16 protein-coding genes and 1 pseudogene are annotated in these 15536 nt (G+C 54.8%); 6 read left to right on the forward strand and 11 right to left on the reverse strand.

The window, feature by feature from the left end; all coding sequences use genetic code 11:
* Positions 1-393: 393 nt before the first annotated feature.
* The 7 genes from QYQ99_RS08850 to QYQ99_RS08885 all read right to left on the reverse strand — a co-directional run bounded on the left by QYQ99_RS08850 (position 394) and on the right by QYQ99_RS08885 (position 8171).
* Positions 394-2718, reverse strand: coding sequence for a heavy metal translocating P-type ATPase (locus QYQ99_RS08850; protein WP_302092301.1), 2325 nt, complete (start codon positions 2716-2718; stop codon positions 394-396).
* Positions 2719-2721: 3 nt separating this feature from the next.
* Positions 2722-2973, reverse strand: a complete 252-nt coding sequence (locus QYQ99_RS08855; RefSeq protein WP_302092302.1) for a DUF2933 domain-containing protein — start codon at positions 2971-2973, stop codon at positions 2722-2724.
* Between the two features lie 131 nt (positions 2974-3104).
* Complete coding sequence (locus tag QYQ99_RS08860) at positions 3105-3248, reverse strand: hypothetical protein (protein WP_302092303.1); 144 nt, start codon at positions 3246-3248, stop codon at positions 3105-3107.
* Between the two features lie 395 nt (positions 3249-3643).
* Positions 3644-4570 carry a copper homeostasis membrane protein CopD gene (gene copD / locus QYQ99_RS08870; RefSeq protein ID WP_302092304.1) on the reverse strand — a complete coding sequence of 309 codons (927 nt, stop codon included), beginning with the start codon at positions 4568-4570 and terminating at the stop codon, positions 3644-3646.
* A gap of 4 nt (positions 4571-4574) precedes the next feature.
* Positions 4575-4961, reverse strand: coding sequence for a copper homeostasis periplasmic binding protein CopC (gene copC, locus QYQ99_RS08875; RefSeq protein ID WP_302092305.1), 387 nt, complete (start codon positions 4959-4961; stop codon positions 4575-4577).
* Between the two features lie 239 nt (positions 4962-5200).
* Entirely contained in the window at positions 5201-6181 is a 981-nt protein-coding gene (locus tag QYQ99_RS08880; protein WP_302092306.1) for a copper resistance protein B, read from the reverse strand.
* Between the two features lie 25 nt (positions 6182-6206).
* Positions 6207-8171, reverse strand: a complete 1965-nt coding sequence (locus QYQ99_RS08885) for a copper resistance system multicopper oxidase (RefSeq protein ID WP_302092307.1) — start codon at positions 8169-8171, stop codon at positions 6207-6209.
* Positions 8172-8578: 407 nt separating this feature from the next.
* Here QYQ99_RS08885 and QYQ99_RS08890 point away from each other — a divergent pair, with 407 nt between their 5' ends.
* Together QYQ99_RS08890 and QYQ99_RS08895 are read left to right on the forward strand one after the other, a co-directional pair.
* The gene (locus QYQ99_RS08890) at positions 8579-9262 is read left to right on the forward strand and encodes a heavy metal response regulator transcription factor (protein WP_302092308.1); all 684 of its coding nucleotides are present in this window, start codon (positions 8579-8581) and stop codon (positions 9260-9262) included.
* Positions 9263-10666 (forward strand): heavy metal sensor histidine kinase, encoded by a 1404-nt coding sequence (locus QYQ99_RS08895; protein ID WP_302092309.1) that lies wholly within the window; start codon positions 9263-9265, stop codon positions 10664-10666.
* A gap of 27 nt (positions 10667-10693) precedes the next feature.
* Here QYQ99_RS08895 and QYQ99_RS08900 read toward each other — a convergent pair whose 3' ends face one another.
* On the reverse strand, positions 10694-10981 hold the full coding sequence (locus QYQ99_RS08900; RefSeq protein ID WP_367882845.1) for a heavy-metal-associated domain-containing protein: 288 nt from the start codon (positions 10979-10981) through the stop codon (positions 10694-10696).
* 279 nt (positions 10982-11260) lie between these two features.
* On the opposite strand from QYQ99_RS08900, the gene QYQ99_RS08905 reads away from it, so the two are divergent.
* Positions 11261-11605, forward strand: a complete 345-nt coding sequence (locus tag QYQ99_RS08905; protein ID WP_302092310.1) for a DUF4148 domain-containing protein — start codon at positions 11261-11263, stop codon at positions 11603-11605.
* Between the two features lie 604 nt (positions 11606-12209).
* On the opposite strand, the gene QYQ99_RS08910 is transcribed toward QYQ99_RS08905, so the two are convergent.
* The 3 genes from QYQ99_RS08910 to QYQ99_RS08920 all read right to left on the reverse strand — a co-directional run bounded on the left by QYQ99_RS08910 (position 12210) and on the right by QYQ99_RS08920 (position 13825).
* A complete protein-coding gene (locus QYQ99_RS08910; RefSeq protein ID WP_302092311.1) occupies positions 12210-12752 on the reverse strand; it encodes an HAD domain-containing protein in 543 nt (180 codons plus the stop codon).
* 249 nt (positions 12753-13001) lie between these two features.
* Positions 13002-13337: a hypothetical protein gene (locus QYQ99_RS08915; RefSeq protein ID WP_302092312.1), complete on the reverse strand. Its 336-nt coding sequence runs from the start codon at positions 13335-13337 to the stop codon at positions 13002-13004.
* 62 nt (positions 13338-13399) lie between these two features.
* Positions 13400-13825, reverse strand: coding sequence for a hypothetical protein (locus tag QYQ99_RS08920; RefSeq protein WP_280008351.1), 426 nt, complete (start codon positions 13823-13825; stop codon positions 13400-13402).
* Between the two features lie 391 nt (positions 13826-14216).
* On the opposite strand from QYQ99_RS08920, the gene QYQ99_RS08925 reads away from it, so the two are divergent.
* From QYQ99_RS08925 to QYQ99_RS08935, 3 genes and pseudogenes are all read left to right on the forward strand, one after another.
* The gene (locus QYQ99_RS08925; RefSeq protein ID WP_302092313.1) at positions 14217-14372 is read left to right on the forward strand and encodes a helix-turn-helix domain-containing protein; all 156 of its coding nucleotides are present in this window, start codon (positions 14217-14219) and stop codon (positions 14370-14372) included.
* A 189-nt stretch (positions 14373-14561) separates the two neighbouring features.
* Positions 14562-14969: pseudogene (locus tag QYQ99_RS08930) on the forward strand (5'-nucleotidase); the annotation flags it as partial.
* A 71-nt stretch (positions 14970-15040) separates the two neighbouring features.
* On the forward strand, positions 15041-15508 hold the full coding sequence (locus QYQ99_RS08935) for an EF-hand domain-containing protein (RefSeq protein ID WP_302092314.1): 468 nt from the start codon (positions 15041-15043) through the stop codon (positions 15506-15508).
* The last annotated feature ends 28 nt before the right edge of the window (positions 15509-15536 follow it).

Consider the following 15536-nt stretch of genomic DNA (forward strand, 5'->3'; position numbering starts at 1 on the left):
CCAGTCTGTTGATCGTGACCGACTGAGTTCGGCCAGTAGCAGTCCTTTAAAGCGCTCCTCCAGGCGAGTGCATCAGGCTGAAGTGAGTCATTTGCGGTCAGCAGTCAGAGTGACCGCAGCTGTCATCACCGGACATTCAGCCTGCAATGAATCATATGACCGTAGTAGGTGCGAGAGCAGCCGCTCAACGACTGCTCAAGGCCACCGAAAGCTTCCCTCGAATACAGGTGAGTGGCCGCTGGTGTGTAAGGATAACTCTCAATACTTCATTTCGACATCTGCGGTAAATAGCGCTATAGATTGACCAAAAACAGATATTTTCTTGCTCCTGATGAGGTATCAAAATTTAAGTCCGTCTGAGCAGCTACTCACTCCATTCTTAAAAAATATCAGCTACTTTCTCAAACGTAACGCGTTGAAAATTACTGATGCCGAGCTCAAGCTCATTGCCAACGCCGCAATCATTGGAGACAGAAGCCACCCAGTGAACGGATACAAAACCCCTGCTGCAATCGGCACACCAATGCCGTTGTAGACAAAGGCAAACAGCAAGTTCTGTCGCATATTCCGTACTGTGTCAGTGGAGATTTCACGCGACTGGGCAATGCCACGAAGGTCCCCTTTAACCAAGGTGATCTGGCCGCTGTTCATCGCCACGTCGGTGCCTGTCCCCATAGCTACACCCACATCTGCCTTAGCGAGTGCAGGTGCATCGTTGATGCCGTCCCCGGCCATCGCTACTACATGGCCTTCTTTCTGTAATTGCTCTACTAGAGCGAGTTTGTCGGCCGGCTTAACCTCGCCATGCACTTCATCGATGCCTAGCTTTGCACCGACAGCCTTGGCGGTGGTGAGGCCGTCACCCGTTGCCATAACAATGCGTAAGCCGCTGCTGTGAAGGGTTTGAATCGCATCAGGCGTGCTAGTTTTGATGGGATCTGTCACTGCCAGAATACCCGCGAAGCGGCCATCCACAGCTAAGTGCATGATGCTGGAACCTTCAGCACGCATGCGCTCTCCATCCTCTTTCAATGTAGTCACTGAGACACCCACTTGCTCCATCAGCGCGGTGTTTCCTAGTGCCAAACGGCGCCCTTCCACAATGCCTCGCACGCCAATACCGCTGCCAGACTCGAAGTCCTCTGGCTTTGTGAGTTGCAGGCCTTTCGCCCGTGCCGCACTCACGATGGCATCGGCCAGGGGATGCTCACTGCCTTGATCCAAACTGGCCGCCAACCGCAACACTTCATCATCAGTGAACCCCGAAACGGATATCGCCCGATCGAATGCAGGCTTACCTTCCGTCAGCGTTCCAGTCTTATCCACGATCAGTGTGTCAACCTCACGCATTTTTTCGATTGCACCAGCATCTCGAAACAAAACACCCTGTTTGGCAGCGCGTCCTGTTGCCACCATGACTGACATCGGTGTCGCCAACCCCAGAGCACATGGACACGCGATGATGAGCACCGCAACTGCATTGATCAGCCCAAACACCCAACTGGGTTCTGGCCCATAAATACCCCAAATAAAGAATGTGGCGACGGCAACCGCAACCACCACCAAAACAAACTTACCTGCGACCACATCAGCCATGCGCTGCATTGGTGCCTTCGAGCGCTGTGCATTGGCCACCATCTGAACAATCTGCGACAGCATGGTGGCCGCACCGACTTTCTCGGAGCGCATCACCAAGGCACCACTGGTGTTCATCGTGGCACCAATGACATTGTCGCCAATGCGTTTGGTCACCGGCACAGGTTCACCGGTCAGCATGGATTCGTCGACGGCACTGCTGCCCTCGGTCACGATGCCATCGACCGGCACTTTCTCGCCGGGGCGAATGCGCAGCAGGTCTCCTACGTGAACATGGTTCAGAGGTACGTCTTCTTCGCTGCCGTCCGCATTGATGCGGCGTGCCGTCTTGGGCGCCAAACCGAGCAGTGCCTTGATCGCAGCAGAGGTTTGCGAACGGGCCTTCAACTCGATGATCTGACCCAACATGGTCAGCGAGATGATGACCACTGCCGCCTCATAGTACACAGCAACACGCCCCATGGAGACGAATGAATCCGGGAACACGCCCGGTGCCAGTGTGGCCACCAGACTGTAGAGAAAGGCAGCGCCCGTACCCAGACCAATCAAGGTCCACATGTTGGGGCTGCGATGGATGAGGGACTGCCAGCCGCGTGCGAAGAAGGGCCTGCCAGTCCACAACACGACAGGCAGGGACAGCGCCAGTTCAAGCCAGGTTTGCACTTTCATGTCAAACCATCCCAGGCGGTGGCCGAACATGGCCAGAACGGTGACGATGACCGTGAATGGCAGTGTCCACCAGAAGCGCCGCTGAAAGTCCTTCAACTCATGGTTGTCTTCCTCGTCCAGGGGAACGATGGGCTCCAATGTCATGCCGCACTTGGGACAGGTGCCAGGATGATCTTGGCGCACCTCAGGGTGCATGGGGCAGGTGTAGATGGTGCCGGCCGGCTCTGGCGCGGTGTCTGCGGGCGCTGTAGCTACAACGTACTGCAGTGGGTTCGCCGCGAACTTGCCTTGACACTTGGCGCTACAGAAATAGTAGGGCCGACCTTCGTGCGTCAATTGGTGTTCAGACTGCTCCGTGACCGCCATGCCGCACACCGGATCTTTCGGCTCCTTTGGCGCTGCTGGTTCGGCAGGGGGGTGATTGCCGTGATGGTGGTGTGCGTGCATGACCATTGCTTATTCCTTGTCGTTGTTGGTGCGCTGGGACGTCTGCGCATGGTTGCCGTGCCCTCCATGGCCACCGTGGCCGTGCATCAGGTGCATTAGCGGGCAGGCGAGCAGCAGCAGGTAGGGCCAATAACCTAGAACATGGCCCCAGTGCTCTCGCAGCAGGTAAAAACCGACGATCAAGGCAACCGTTACCAAAGCCATACTGGCTGGGCGGCGCCAAAACGATGGCGCATGGGCGTCGTTGTCATGCTGATCCATGGTGTTACTCCTTCAGAGTTGCTCGCAAAAGGTATGGGGTCGGACGCGCCTGCCCAGTTGATCGAGAATTCATGCTCGGGCCGTTATCGGCAACCGCAGCTTCCCGCACCGCCGTTGTGGCAGCCCGAGGCTCAGGGCTGCGAGGTTGCAACGGGAATGGACTCATCTGCGGCCAGCTTCGCGGGGTAGCCCGTATCCTTCAAGGCCATCAACAAAGGAGCGCTGCCCTGCGCCAGTTCCCCGCTCACCCGTAATGAGTAGCGAATTTGAATCATGATGCTTCCTTCCTGCAGTGAGAGTTAACTTGGGCTGCTGCGCCCCGCAACGATGCGCATTGGTTTCTCGGCTCAGCGTAGGCGTTGGATGTCAGTGACGACCGTCTTCACTCCAGCCTGGATCACCATGAATTGAACCCTATCACCTGGGTTGAGTTTGGCAAGCTGGCGCTTGTCGTGAACCATGACCCCCCGTGCTTGAAGGTGACCGTGCCGTTCTGCGGATCGAACTTATTCACCTCGCCGCCGGTTATGGAGTCCGGTGTGTGAGACAGAGCCATCTTGCCGTGGTCCATCGTCGCTTAAGCAAAACTCCTGACAAGCATGGCTATTCCGATGGCTCGAGCGGAGATGGTCAAAATGTTTGTGATGGTATTCATGGTGTTCTCTGTATATCAGCCTCCCTTTGGAGAGAGGATGCCTAGCCAAGCAACGCTGACTAGGACCAGAATGGCTAGCGTTGTCTCCGTGAACAAGCTCTGTCGCAGTTTGGCGACTGCCTGTCCAAAATTTCCGGTCTTCAGCGAAGCCTCCAGGCCAGGGCTCAGTAGAAATCGGTTAGCGGCCGCCAACAGCAGCATTCCCCCAAACAACGCCAGCTTCGTCAGCAGCAGTCGTCCGTAGAGAGTGGAGAACAGTGAATCAAGCGATGGCCCAGCAATCAGCAAGTAGTTGACGATGCCTGTGACTGCAAGAACGCCAACGATGAGGGTGCCGACTTTCGCGAAGCCGTTCGATGTTCGACTCAGTATCGCTACCGCACGTTCCGTTGCATCTCCTCTATGAACTGCAAGCATCAAGAAGGAGAACAAGGCCCCCACCCAAGCACCGGCTGCCCACAGGTGTGCGATGTCCGATGAAAGGTGGATGTATCCGCGTATGCCGTCATCCATGGCTCCATGCCCCGCCCAAGCAAGTGTCGCCAACGCCACGCCACTGGAGGCCGCCATGCCAGCAAATCGCAATGTGGGGTTCAGCTTCAACAGCGCGATTGCAACGCAAAGCGTCAACGCCAGGATACGTACGCACCAAGCAATGCCCATATGCGTGCCTGTAATGAGCATTTCGAAAACGTGCGTTGACAGCTCTCCGAAACTTTGTGCTCCAGACATTGCCTTGGCCAGGACCGTCATTCCAATGAATGAAAGCCCAATGCCAAGGACTGCGAATGCACCGACGAATACTCGATAGCGGCGCGCAATCGCCAAGGATCGCTCGTCGTGGCCAAGAGCATAGACACAGAACATGGCGACGCCGAATGCCGCCGCCAGGTCCAGATAGAGCGCAAGGCGCAATACGATGGTGAACCAATCCTCGGCCATCAGCTTACTTCACCGTGAAATTGATGTTGCCGTTGATTGGATGCGTGTCCGAAGAAACGGCACGCCAGTCCACTCGGTAAGCACCGGGTTGCAGCGCCTGGGCCGGAGTGATCACCATGGTTTTGCCATCGCTGGCACCCGCGACGCTTGCGTTGATCTTCATAGCGCCATGATTGGGCATACCGGGCATACCCGTCATGACCAGATTTGCAGCTGAAAACTGCGGCACCAGCGTCTCAGAAAACTTCAGCTCAATAGTCGCAGGGGCAGCAACCTGAGATTTATCTGCAGGAGTGGATGACACCAGCGAGGGATGCGCAAATGCGGCGGTTGCAAAGAGGCCGGCAGCGATCGGAGCGGCCAACTTGGCGAAGAAATGTGAACGAGACATAGAGATTCCTACCTAAATGTGAGATGTGGTTTAGTGAATAGGTGCCGAATCAAGGCTTGCGCCCTGGCAGCGCGGTGAAAAGGGACTACTGATTTGCGGGTGCCATTGAGGCCTCTTAGCGGTTATGAATAGTGCTGCATGCGCACACTGCTGTACTGCTGAAGCGCTTTGTCCGGGCACTGAACAAAAATTCAGATTCATGAACAGCAACCGAGTCGATTTGTCAGATTCAGAAATGTTTAGAACCAGAAGCGCACACCGGCCACCCAGCGTGTCTGCTGAGTACGGCCACCATCAGCTCGTACGAGATCTGCGGTTCGTCCGAAACTGCCTGCTCGTTCCACACCGATGTATGGGGCGAATTGACGGCTGAACTCGTAGCGCAGGCGCAGACCTGCTGAAGCCTCGGCAAGACCTCTGCCGATATGACGCTCAGGGTCATCTTTTCCATAAAACTGCAGCTCAGCTCGTGGCTCCAGAATGAGGCGCTGGGTGAGTAGCAACTCGTAGCTCGCGTTGAGTCGAAGCGCAGTCCTGCCCCCACTGCCTACATAACCTGTCGCCTCCAACTCGAACCAGTAAGGTGCGAGGCCCTGGACACCAAAGGCCAGCCATTGACGACTGGGGCCTACACCGTTGTCAAGCCGCAGGCCAAGCTGGGTATCCCAATAAGTCGATACAGCGCGACTCCAGAGGAGTTCGGTACGCGATTCTTCAAGCTTTCCTTTGGCAAGATTGCCTTCTGCTTTAAGGACCGCCTTGTTGTAGGCATTCCCATACCATGCCTGGAAGTCATAGGCCGTTGAGTCTTCGCCTTTACGAGAAAAGCGACGCTCCAGGGTCTCACCTCTCAGTGAGGCAAAGGTATGTTCATCGGCCAAGGTTAGGCGCGCAACACCTGGGACCGCATAGTCACCCGACCCCAGTTTCAGGCCATTGGAGTAGCCATGAGGGTCGCGAGCATCGGCAGGGGCTGATCCGCCTTGCATTTTCATGCTGCCATGATCCATCGCCGGAGCAGCTTCAGCGCCGCTTGCGGAAGCTGCGTGTCCTGCGTGTGGGTCAGCAGCAGGTGCGGTTGCCGCTTCGGTTGATGCAGCGCTCGTGGAGCTGGGCTGACCGTGCGCGGAATGGTCGCTTTGTGCTTGGGCCTGTGCGGCAACGCTCATCAGAGTCAGAGCAGCTGTGGCAAGTGCGCGGATGGGGAGTGCTTTAGACATACTTGATCTTCCTTTTGCGCTGGAATTAGGACACCACGACTTCGCGGAACATGCCAGCATCCATGTGGAACATCAGATGGCAATGCCAAGCCCAGCGTCCGAGCGCGTCGGCCGTTACCAGAAAACTGATGCGCTGCGCAGGCTGTACAGGCAACGTGTGACGACGAGCGAGGAAGCTGCCATCCGGGCTTTCCAGTTCACTCCACATTCCATGCAGATGCATGGGGTGGGTCATCATGGTGTCGTTGTGCAGGATCACGCGCAGGCGCTCACCATGGCGGAAATGCACGGGGGTGGACTGCCCAAACTCCAAGCCGTCTAAAGACCACGCATATCGCTCCATGTTGCCGGTCAGATGCAGCTCCACTTCCCGCCCGGGCCCTCGGGGATCCATGGGACCCGATGGTGTATGCAGATCTGCCAAGGTCAGTACACGTCGACCGTTGTTGCGCAATCCAATGCCTGGGTCGTCGAGATTCGTGCGCGCCATGTCGACACGCATGTCCGTGCTGGCGCCATATTCGGTACGAGCGTGTCTGGCTGTGGTGCTAGGCACCGCCAATCCACCTGAAGACGCTGCGTGCTGACTATGGTCCATCGCCATACCGCCGTGGTTCATCGCGCCCATCGCCGCATGGTCCATGCCGGCCATCGCGCCCGAGTCCATGCCGGTCATCCCGGTCATCCCGGTCATCCCGGTCATCCCGGTCATCCCCGTCATCCCGGTCATCCCCGTCATCCCGGTCATCCCGGTCATCCCGGTCATCCCGGACATCCCAGACATCCCGGACATGCCAGACATGCCAGACATGCCAGACATACCGCCGTGGCTCATGCCACCCATCATGTCGTTCATACCCAACCATTCAACAGGGTCGAGTGCCGGCACAGGGGCTTGCATCCCCTCGCGAACAGCCAGTGTGGCCCGCGCATATCCGGTGCGATCCATGGACTGCGCAAAGATCGTGTAGGCGTCATCGCGGGGCTGAACGATGACATCAATGGTCTCGCCAGGTCCGAAGCGGAACTCATCAACGGTCACGGGTTCGACATCCACTCCGTCAACATGAACAACCGTGAGCTTCAAGCCAGGGATGCGCACGTCATAGAAGGTGTTTCCGGCACCATTGACCATGCGTAGTCTTACGCGCTCACCCGGACGGAACAAGGCGGTCCAATTGCCTGCGGGAGTGATGCCGTTGGCGAGATAGGTCAACGTTGCTGATGACAGATCAGCAAGATCTGTTGGATTCATCCGCATTTCGTTCCACATTTTTCGCTTGTCGATTGCGGCTGCTACACCGTCGCGCGAGGCATCTCGAAAAAAGTCGAAAACTGTGGGCTGGTTGTAGTTGTAGTAATCGCCTTGAGATTTGAGTTTGGCGAAGACACGCATCGGGTCTTCGTCGGTCCAATCCGAGAAAAGCACCACATGATCGCGGTCGGCGCGAATGGTTTCTGGGCCGGCAGGGTCGATGATGATCGCTCCATACATGCCTGTGAGCTCCTGCATGCCGGAGTGAGAGTGGTACCAATAGGAGCCGCTTTGCTGGACCTTGAAGCGATAGGTGAAGGTCTCACCGGGGGGAATCCCGTTGAAGCTGATGCCTGGCACACCATCCATTTGATAAGGAAGAATGATGCCGTGCCAGTGGATGGAGGTGGCTTCGCGAAGCTTATTGGTCACTCGGATCGTGACGGTTTCACCTTCGCGCCAACGCAGTGTCGGCGCGGGTAGCGACCCGTTGATCGTCGTCGCAATCCCCGGCTTTCCAGTGAAGTTGACTGGAGACTCTGCAATCACTAGGTCGAATTCATTACCCCTTAGAACCGGAGCTCCCCCGCGTGTCGCCGAACCCTGCTGCGCGAATGCTTGCAGCGCTGGAGTCGACAGGCCTGCAACGACGCCTCCTGCTGCTAAACCTTGTACAAAACGTCTGCGCGACAAGCCCGACGATGGAGTGATAAGAAAGGGCGAACGACGTGACATGGTGCGGAGTCCTCCAGAAGGAAACTGAAAATCGTGTTCAGCACAGCAAAGGGCTCAGAAAGCGCGCTTCGATGCATGTTCAGCATGCTAAGGAGCGGTGCTTTTCGCGCAAGTGACTCATAAATTACATTCGTGTAATGGTCACGTCATGTTGGTTGCAGGTAGCAAAAGGCCTGACATAGCGAGGGAGCTGATCACCTAATTTGGAGTCTGCGGCCAAATGAATCTTTCTCGTTCAGACGCTATCTGATCGAACTCGTGCGACGGACAACGGGGGACTTGCTCCAACAGCCTTGTAGGAAGGTCCTGTCGGTCAGATGTCCGACGCATTACATTTTTCTTATCTTCAAGTCAGAGTGCTTCAAACTCGGCACACTCATGCTCGTTGATTGAAATGGAGCAAGTAAATGAGGATATTGATCGTCGAAGACGAGCCCAAAACAGGCGAATACTTGCGCCAGGGCCTGACTGAGGCCGGGTATATCGCTGACCTTGTTCCCAACGGATCGGATGGTTTGCATTTGGCGCTTCAAGGAGACTACTCCCTGGTCATTCTGGACGTCATGCTGCCCGGCCTGAACGGCTGGCAGGTGCTCCAAGCTCTGCGTGATCGAGGGCTGCAAATGCCCGTCCTCTTTCTTACTGCACGAGACCATGTGGAGGATCGTGTCAAAGGGCTTGAGCTCGGTGCTGACGACTATCTGGTCAAGCCCTTTTCGTTCGCAGAACTACTGGCCAGAGTTCGCATCATCCTCAGACGTGGCCATCCCCCCAACGAGAGCACCACGCTAAACGTGGCGGATCTGGAGCTGGACCTGCTTCGCCGACGTGTAACCCGTAATGGCAAGCGCATTGACCTCACCGCCAAGGAGTTTGGTCTACTGGAACTACTCATGCGTCGTCACGGCGAGGTACTGCCTCGCTCATTGATCGCATCCCAAGTTTGGGACATGAACTTTGACAGCGACACCAATGTCATCGAGGTCGCCATGCGTCGTCTGCGCGTCAAAATCGACGAAGGCCAACCAGTCAAGCTCATTCAGACTGTTCGTGGTATGGGCTACGTCTTGGACATTCCCGAGGAGGAATAGGTGCAACAGCAATCACGCTGGACAAGGCTTTCGCTGACCCGCCGCCTGTCCTTGCTTTTCACTGTGGTAGCTGCTGCCGTAGTCTTAGGCTTAGGGGCGATGTTTTTGATTGTCACAGAGCGGCACTTCGTCGAGCTGGATCGAATGACGTTGCAAGATAAGCGGCATCTGATTGAAGAAATCCTCAAAAACGCCAAATCAATTGAAGATGCTCGCTGGCGCCTCCAAGAAGCATTGAACTATCACGAAGATCTCCAAGTCTTGGTGAAGGGCTTTCAAGGAGATACCTTGTTTGAATCTCCAGGATCAGGATTTCTCAAGCAGCAAGCAAAAACACAAGAAGTAGAAAAGAAGGGGACGTTTGGTGTGTGGCGGCACGCCGACGTGAAATTCCACACCCTGAGCTTTGAAACGTCTCCAGCTTACTCTGCTTCAGCATTGAAGGTGTTGATCGCAGCCGACACAAAGCACCACATGCAATTTCTCAACGGAATCCGCAACAGCTTAGCGCTCTATATGGTTGCAGCTATCGTGATTTGTGGATTCCTATCATGGCTTGCAGCGCGACAAGGACTGGCACCTCTGAGAGAAATGAAATCGCGCGCAGCAGTCGTCACAGGTCAACAACTGAATGAGCGAATGCCCGTCGACGAGGTGCCGATTGAAATGGCAGATCTGGCCCAAGAACTCAATCGAATGCTGGATCGGTTGCAAGCGGACTTTCAACGTCTGACGGATTTTTCATCGGACTTGGCACATGAGCTGCGCACGCCCATCAGTAATTTGTTGACGCAGACACAGGTTGTATTGGCTGCAAAGCGCGATGCAGCAACATACCGAGACTGTCTTGCCTCCAATGCCGAGGAGTTTCAGCGCTTGGCACGCATGGTCTCGGACATGCTGTTCTTGGCCAAAACCGAAGGCGGTGTAAGTTTGCCGCACAAGGAGCAGTTTTCTGCACGCCATGAGGCGTTGGCTTTACTGGAGTTCTACGAAGCTGTCGCAGAAGAAAAGCAAATCCGGCTCGGAGTAATTGGAGACGGCATCATTAATGGCGACCGCTTGATGTTCCACCGGGCAGTGAGCAACTTGTTGTCCAATGCTTTGCGCTACACCCCAGAGACCGGTGAAGTCACGATCCATATTTCGACCTCAGCATCCATGACCGTCGTAGAGGTGGAGAACATGGGCCAGGAGATTGACCCCAAGGTATTGCCACGACTCTTTGACCGTTTCTATCGCGCCGACCCATCTAGGGCCCACCCGGACTCTGACGGTAGCGGACTGGGCTTGGCCATTACCCGTGCCATCGTCGAAGCCCACGGAGGACGCATCACTGCAATCTCCTCCAATGGGCGAACTCGATTCACAATGAATTTCCCACTAGAGCTCGTGCTGTCATGAGATGCAAAGAATAGTTTGCGTGTATCGCTAGATCGACTGATCGCAGCTCGACTTGCGCGTGGAATGCATCCCACAACAAGCTCCTGCATGCCTCTTGGCGTCTGCGGCTGGCGTCTGAGCGACGTGCTGCGGCGTGTATCCAGCTTTTTGAATTGCGGCCTCGTACTCTGCATTAGTTGCAGATCCCGAGACCTGCACCATCCTGTCTTGGACGCTAATTTGGATTTGTGCCTGATCATCTATAGCCAGGATTGCACGTTGAATACGTGCGGCGCAGCCGCCGCAGGTCATGTTCTCTATGTGAAAGGCTGTCATTGCATGCTCCTTTGAGGTTGTGAAGCAAGTCTCAACCTTTACATCATGAGAATGTCAAGAGCCTCTGCTCTAGTTGAAGAAAACAGTTCAGCCTGCGCACTTCAATGTCGGACCGCTTCAGTGAAACATTGATCGACATGATAAGAAGCTGACAACAATGTCACGGCGCTGTCTCGCTTCTGTTGGGGTCGGATTTCTAAGATTCACACATCTCCTCCTTACTACCTTTTTCAAGGCCTAGGAGCTTGTGTTTCACCGACTTTCTTAGGAGCTACCATCATGTCTCAACGTCGTCTCTCCATCGCATCTGTTTTCGCAAGCGCAGCAGCTGTAGCTGTACTGGCTATGCCTGGTATGGCTTCAGCAGCCTACGAGCACCCAGCCAATAACGAGCAAGGCGTGACTGTTCACCCAGAGCACTTCGTGAGCCAAAAGACACGCGAACAAGTCAAAGCCGAAACCATAGATGCGATGAAAAATGGCCGCCTGTCTTATGGAGAGAGCAATTTTCCTAGCTATGTGCCCGCCACTGGTCCAGGCAAAACACGCACAGAAGTGATTAACGAGTTGCTGCGCGAATCTCCAGCAGCGCGGGAAGCTCGTATGCAAGCCATCGCTCGCTGAGGCTAGAAATGGCCTCATCTTTCTCATTGAGGCTTGTTCTGCAGCTAGTGACTTACTAAACAATATTCAACTTTCGATAAGCAGTTGGTTACTGCTGAGCAATTCGTCGTGACTACTCGTGCTCTTGAAAAGTAGTCATTGGACTGGCAGAAGCGGAGTGGACTGAGCACCGGCAGCGACAATGTCGGAAGTCCCTTCCATAAGAGTCATTCTCGGCGCTCCGCTCGTAGGAGCCCGATGACCACAAGTGGCCGAGACCGTGAATTCATCTTATTGTTGTGACCGCCAACAAGCGCTGCAAAGTAGGCATTGGCTGCCGAGGCACGAACGACAGCAACGGGTCTTCAGTACAAGCGGCTGGTTATCTCCTAGAGGAATCATGCTCGCTGAGGACCAACGCCTGCACAAGGGCAATCACTGTATGACCGTCCTTCGAGCGCCAATGTAGGTACTGACCACTGGCACAGGTTTAGAGTGTGGCCGTCAGTTGCAACCCAAGGTTAAGTGGAGCCCGTTTTAAGTGGCTCATGAACAGTTGATGCCGCCCCTGAGACGCTGCGTCGTGTACACCTCTTGAGCCTGAAGGCGGCTTGAGATTACAGCGTCATTGGGCGCAGGTGATCCGCTGCAAACCAAGTCGAACCTGCTCTACAACCGCCGGATCCGCCAGACCTTTTTCAGGATGTGATCTGACAAGCTTGTCACGACACCAAGCGGGCCACTGCAGATAGTCATCGTCAATCGCAAGCCAATCGGATGGACGGCGACGAAACACGTCTGCCCAGACCTGCATACCTCGGTAAGCTGATTCGAATTCGACCCGATTCATCTGACTGTGAAAGGTTGCCCCGATGACCCTGGTGCGCAGCTCAAGAGGCAGACGACGCGCGGCACCATGACAGCCGTACTTCACGGCCCAGGAAGTAGACAGGACGATGCGGACTGCGGAATGAGGCTCCAATAGCTCGACCAGCAAAGAAGCATGTTCGAATAACCTGTCTCTGGAAGATGCTTCTAGGTAGGGTCCTTTTGATGCTGACCAGAGCACATTATGGTGATGTAAAACGCCGTCGAAATCGAGGTACAGCACCGGCCCACAACCAGAAAAGCCTAAAGACTCTGACCTAATGATGTCCATGTTCGTCATGGCCGATCTTCTTCGGAAAAGTGCAGTTTTTGAATAGCAGGCGACATTCAGGCTCTCAGTACATCAAGCTCACCAGCCGACCTACAGAGAAAACTAATTTCAAAAACCAATCAAACGTTGAGCGAACTCGCCAGGCATCGCGCGTAGCCATAGCTCGATTGACGCAAGTCCATTTAACCCGGGCGCCACTCGACGTAGGCGTTCCGCGGCAACCGCTACCTCATAACCGAATAAGCAGTAGCCAAATTACTATTCGCTTGATCCCGAGATGAAGTGGGCTTGCAGCTTTTTCATGATCCAGGCATTTTCTTCAACAGTCAAACCCCAAGGCTTCTGAGATAAAGAAAGTGCAACTGCATTAAGAAGCGCCTCCCAAGAATGGGTTGATTGTTTTTTCCTTTTGCAATAGCTTATTAGCTGCTCAACTAGATCTGCACATACATCATATCGTTGATAAATTTCATCTTCATCAGGCTGTTCCAAGTAATATCGACCGTCGATTTTCAACACACTCAATTTTGGCTGGGCACCAGAGAGTGCACTAAAACTATTCTGTCTCGGGAAATCTGAAGGCGCTTTATTCATACTCTAGAACCTCTATCAAACTTAATAAACCCTATTCATAAGAAAATACCCAAAATTTCACATCAAACGTTGCTTTCAAGAAGTTTCTCGTACTTCCCAATAAGAGTTGCGTAGCCAATGTCATTGGATACTCCTTGACGACGAGACATGATTTCAGCCTCAACATAAGAATGGAATAACCTTAGTCCTTCGTCGATATGACGCTCCTCAATCAATTCCGGTGATGCAGGACGAAAGTTTGCGAGAGATGGGTGCCTCCATAAAAGCGAGAAAACCAATGCGACTGGAGCAAGAGCATTACGGCCCAGGTCACCGCTCAGCAGTGAGTCGCTGTCAAAGCCGTGCAAATTCGGAAGGGTACGAGCGAGAGCTGCAAGTTCATCCAATGTGAAGTTTGCAAGGGGCTGCTGCAACCAATCCTTCCCCTGCATTTTGCGTAGAGCCTCTGAGTATGTAAGGCTGACCGAAGACTCTGCTGTCGTGGACATTGCTGTGTTTCTCTATGAACTCAAAAGAAGTAGCTAGCTTCGGGAAAGCCGTGCCTAGGCCGAACCTGCCTCAACCTCTTTCAGCAATCCCTTGATCTGCTTTCGTTGAATCGCTTCCGTCCCAGGCCACCTATCGTTGCGCTTGGACTTCAGGCTCAAATTCATACCCAGTGCGGACAGAAAGCTGATGGGATTTCGTAGCGACTACCGCCCAGATTGTGCCATATATGTAGGTTTCTTATATGCAGTGCTCTTATAAGAAGTCGACGTTTATGAAGTGCCACAACACCATGTAGGCATGCATGTCCCAAAGCTCCCTAAACAGAAAACAAAAGTCCCAACGAAGGAGCTGCTTGCGAAGAATCTTGTGCGTCTACGAGCTGAGCGGAAGATGTCACAAGAGGACCTCAGCTACCTAGCAGGCTTGAACAGAACGGTCGTCGGCCACATTGAACGCAAGCAACGCAACGTCACCCTTGAAACGTTGGAAGCACTCGCAGCAGGCCTCAATGTGTCTGTTCGCGACCTGTTTGATGAATTCGATTAGGACCTTTGGTACCCCTCTTAGACGGCCCTCAGTCAGCCCGAACCGTTCTGTCTTGTATCTGCCAGTAGCTAGCCACAAGATTGGATTGACACCAAGGTGTAAAGTTATGGCTAGGCCCTCCATCACAGCCAACCGTCACTTACCTCTGAAGTGGAAGTTCTGGCTAGCATTGCGCCAAACATAGTCCTTGACGAGGCCGAGCGCATCTTCCAGACCCAGGGTCTGGAGGCTTTTCAGCAGCATGAGCTGGAAAAGGCCGCCCAGCCGCTGCCCGAAGGCCCGTTCAAGCCCCTGCTGGCCGCCCTGCACCGGCTGCAGCAGGCCGATGTGGCCGGCATGCGCGTGCGCACGGCCCTGGTCACGGCGCGCAGCGCCCCGGCCCATGAGCGCGCGCTCAATACGCTGATGGACTGGAAGATCGATGTCGATGAGGCCATGTTCCTTGGCGGACTGGCCAAGGGCGGTTTTCTGCGCGAGTTCGAGCCCGACTTCTTCTTCGACGACCAGACAGGTCATGTGCGCAATGCGGCCGGACATGTTCCCTCGGGCCATGTGCGCAGCGGCATTGCCCATGACAAGGCGGCGCTGCCTACGTAAAGCTTGGCAAAGTCCGGCAAGCGAATGCAAAACTTTGAAAGTGCGGCGGGCCGGAGGTTGAGAATGCCGTCATGGCCCTCATCTGTACCGCTATGTCAAAAGCCAAGAACCACCCCATCGTCGCGCGCAGCAGCTCGGTCATGAAGACCGCCATGGGCGTGCTGCTGACCAGCGCCGTGCTGCTGCTGCCCACGGTGCGCGCCGAGGAACCCTCCGGCGACAAGATGGGGGAGAGGCAGGGAACCCAGCTGTCCAAGGGCGAGATCAAGGCCCAGCAGCAGTTCAAGATGCTGGACTTCAATCAGGATGGCAAGCTCAGCCGCAAGGAAGTGGCCATCATCCCGAAGCTGGCCGCCGCCTTTGACGAAACCGACACCAACAAGGACGGCTTCGTCACCTATGAGGAAGTGCGCGCCTTTGCCGTCAAATACCGTGCAGAGCGTGAAAAGGCCAAGGCCGCCGAAGCCGTGGCTGCTGCACCGGCCAAGGACGATGCTCATAAATCAGAAGCTGATAACACAGACTCTGAAAGCAAATAAGGTATAAAAATAGCTGAAGCGCTTGAAT

It is taken from the genome of Comamonas testosteroni (genome assembly GCF_030505195.1).
GTDB classification, from domain to species: Bacteria; Pseudomonadota; Gammaproteobacteria; order Burkholderiales; family Burkholderiaceae_C; genus Comamonas; species Comamonas testosteroni_G.

Coding starts and splice junctions, on each gene's coding strand:
- QYQ99_RS08850 (WP_302092301.1), bottom strand. CDS start 2,718: ATGGTCATGCACGCACACCACCATCACGGCAATCACCCCCCTGCCGAA.
- QYQ99_RS08855 (WP_302092302.1), bottom strand. CDS start 2,973: ATGGATCAGCATGACAACGACGCCCATGCGCCATCGTTTTGGCGCCGC.
- QYQ99_RS08860 (WP_302092303.1), bottom strand. CDS start 3,248: ATGATTCAAATTCGCTACTCATTACGGGTGAGCGGGGAACTGGCGCAG.
- copD (WP_302092304.1), bottom strand. CDS start 4,570: ATGGCCGAGGATTGGTTCACCATCGTATTGCGCCTTGCGCTCTATCTG.
- copC (WP_302092305.1), bottom strand. CDS start 4,961: ATGTCTCGTTCACATTTCTTCGCCAAGTTGGCCGCTCCGATCGCTGCC.
- QYQ99_RS08880 (WP_302092306.1), bottom strand. CDS start 6,181: ATGTCTAAAGCACTCCCCATCCGCGCACTTGCCACAGCTGCTCTGACT.
- QYQ99_RS08885 (WP_302092307.1), bottom strand. CDS start 8,171: ATGTCACGTCGTTCGCCCTTTCTTATCACTCCATCGTCGGGCTTGTCG.
- QYQ99_RS08890 (WP_302092308.1), top strand. CDS start 8,579: ATGAGGATATTGATCGTCGAAGACGAGCCCAAAACAGGCGAATACTTG.
- QYQ99_RS08900 (WP_367882845.1), bottom strand. CDS start 10,981: ATGACAGCCTTTCACATAGAGAACATGACCTGCGGCGGCTGCGCCGCA.
- QYQ99_RS08905 (WP_302092310.1), top strand. CDS start 11,261: ATGTCTCAACGTCGTCTCTCCATCGCATCTGTTTTCGCAAGCGCAGCA.
- QYQ99_RS08910 (WP_302092311.1), bottom strand. CDS start 12,752: ATGACGAACATGGACATCATTAGGTCAGAGTCTTTAGGCTTTTCTGGT.
- QYQ99_RS08915 (WP_302092312.1), bottom strand. CDS start 13,337: ATGAATAAAGCGCCTTCAGATTTCCCGAGACAGAATAGTTTTAGTGCA.
- QYQ99_RS08920 (WP_280008351.1), bottom strand. CDS start 13,825: ATGTCCACGACAGCAGAGTCTTCGGTCAGCCTTACATACTCAGAGGCT.
- QYQ99_RS08925 (WP_302092313.1), top strand. CDS start 14,217: ATGTCACAAGAGGACCTCAGCTACCTAGCAGGCTTGAACAGAACGGTC.
- QYQ99_RS08935 (WP_302092314.1), top strand. CDS start 15,041: ATGGCCCTCATCTGTACCGCTATGTCAAAAGCCAAGAACCACCCCATC.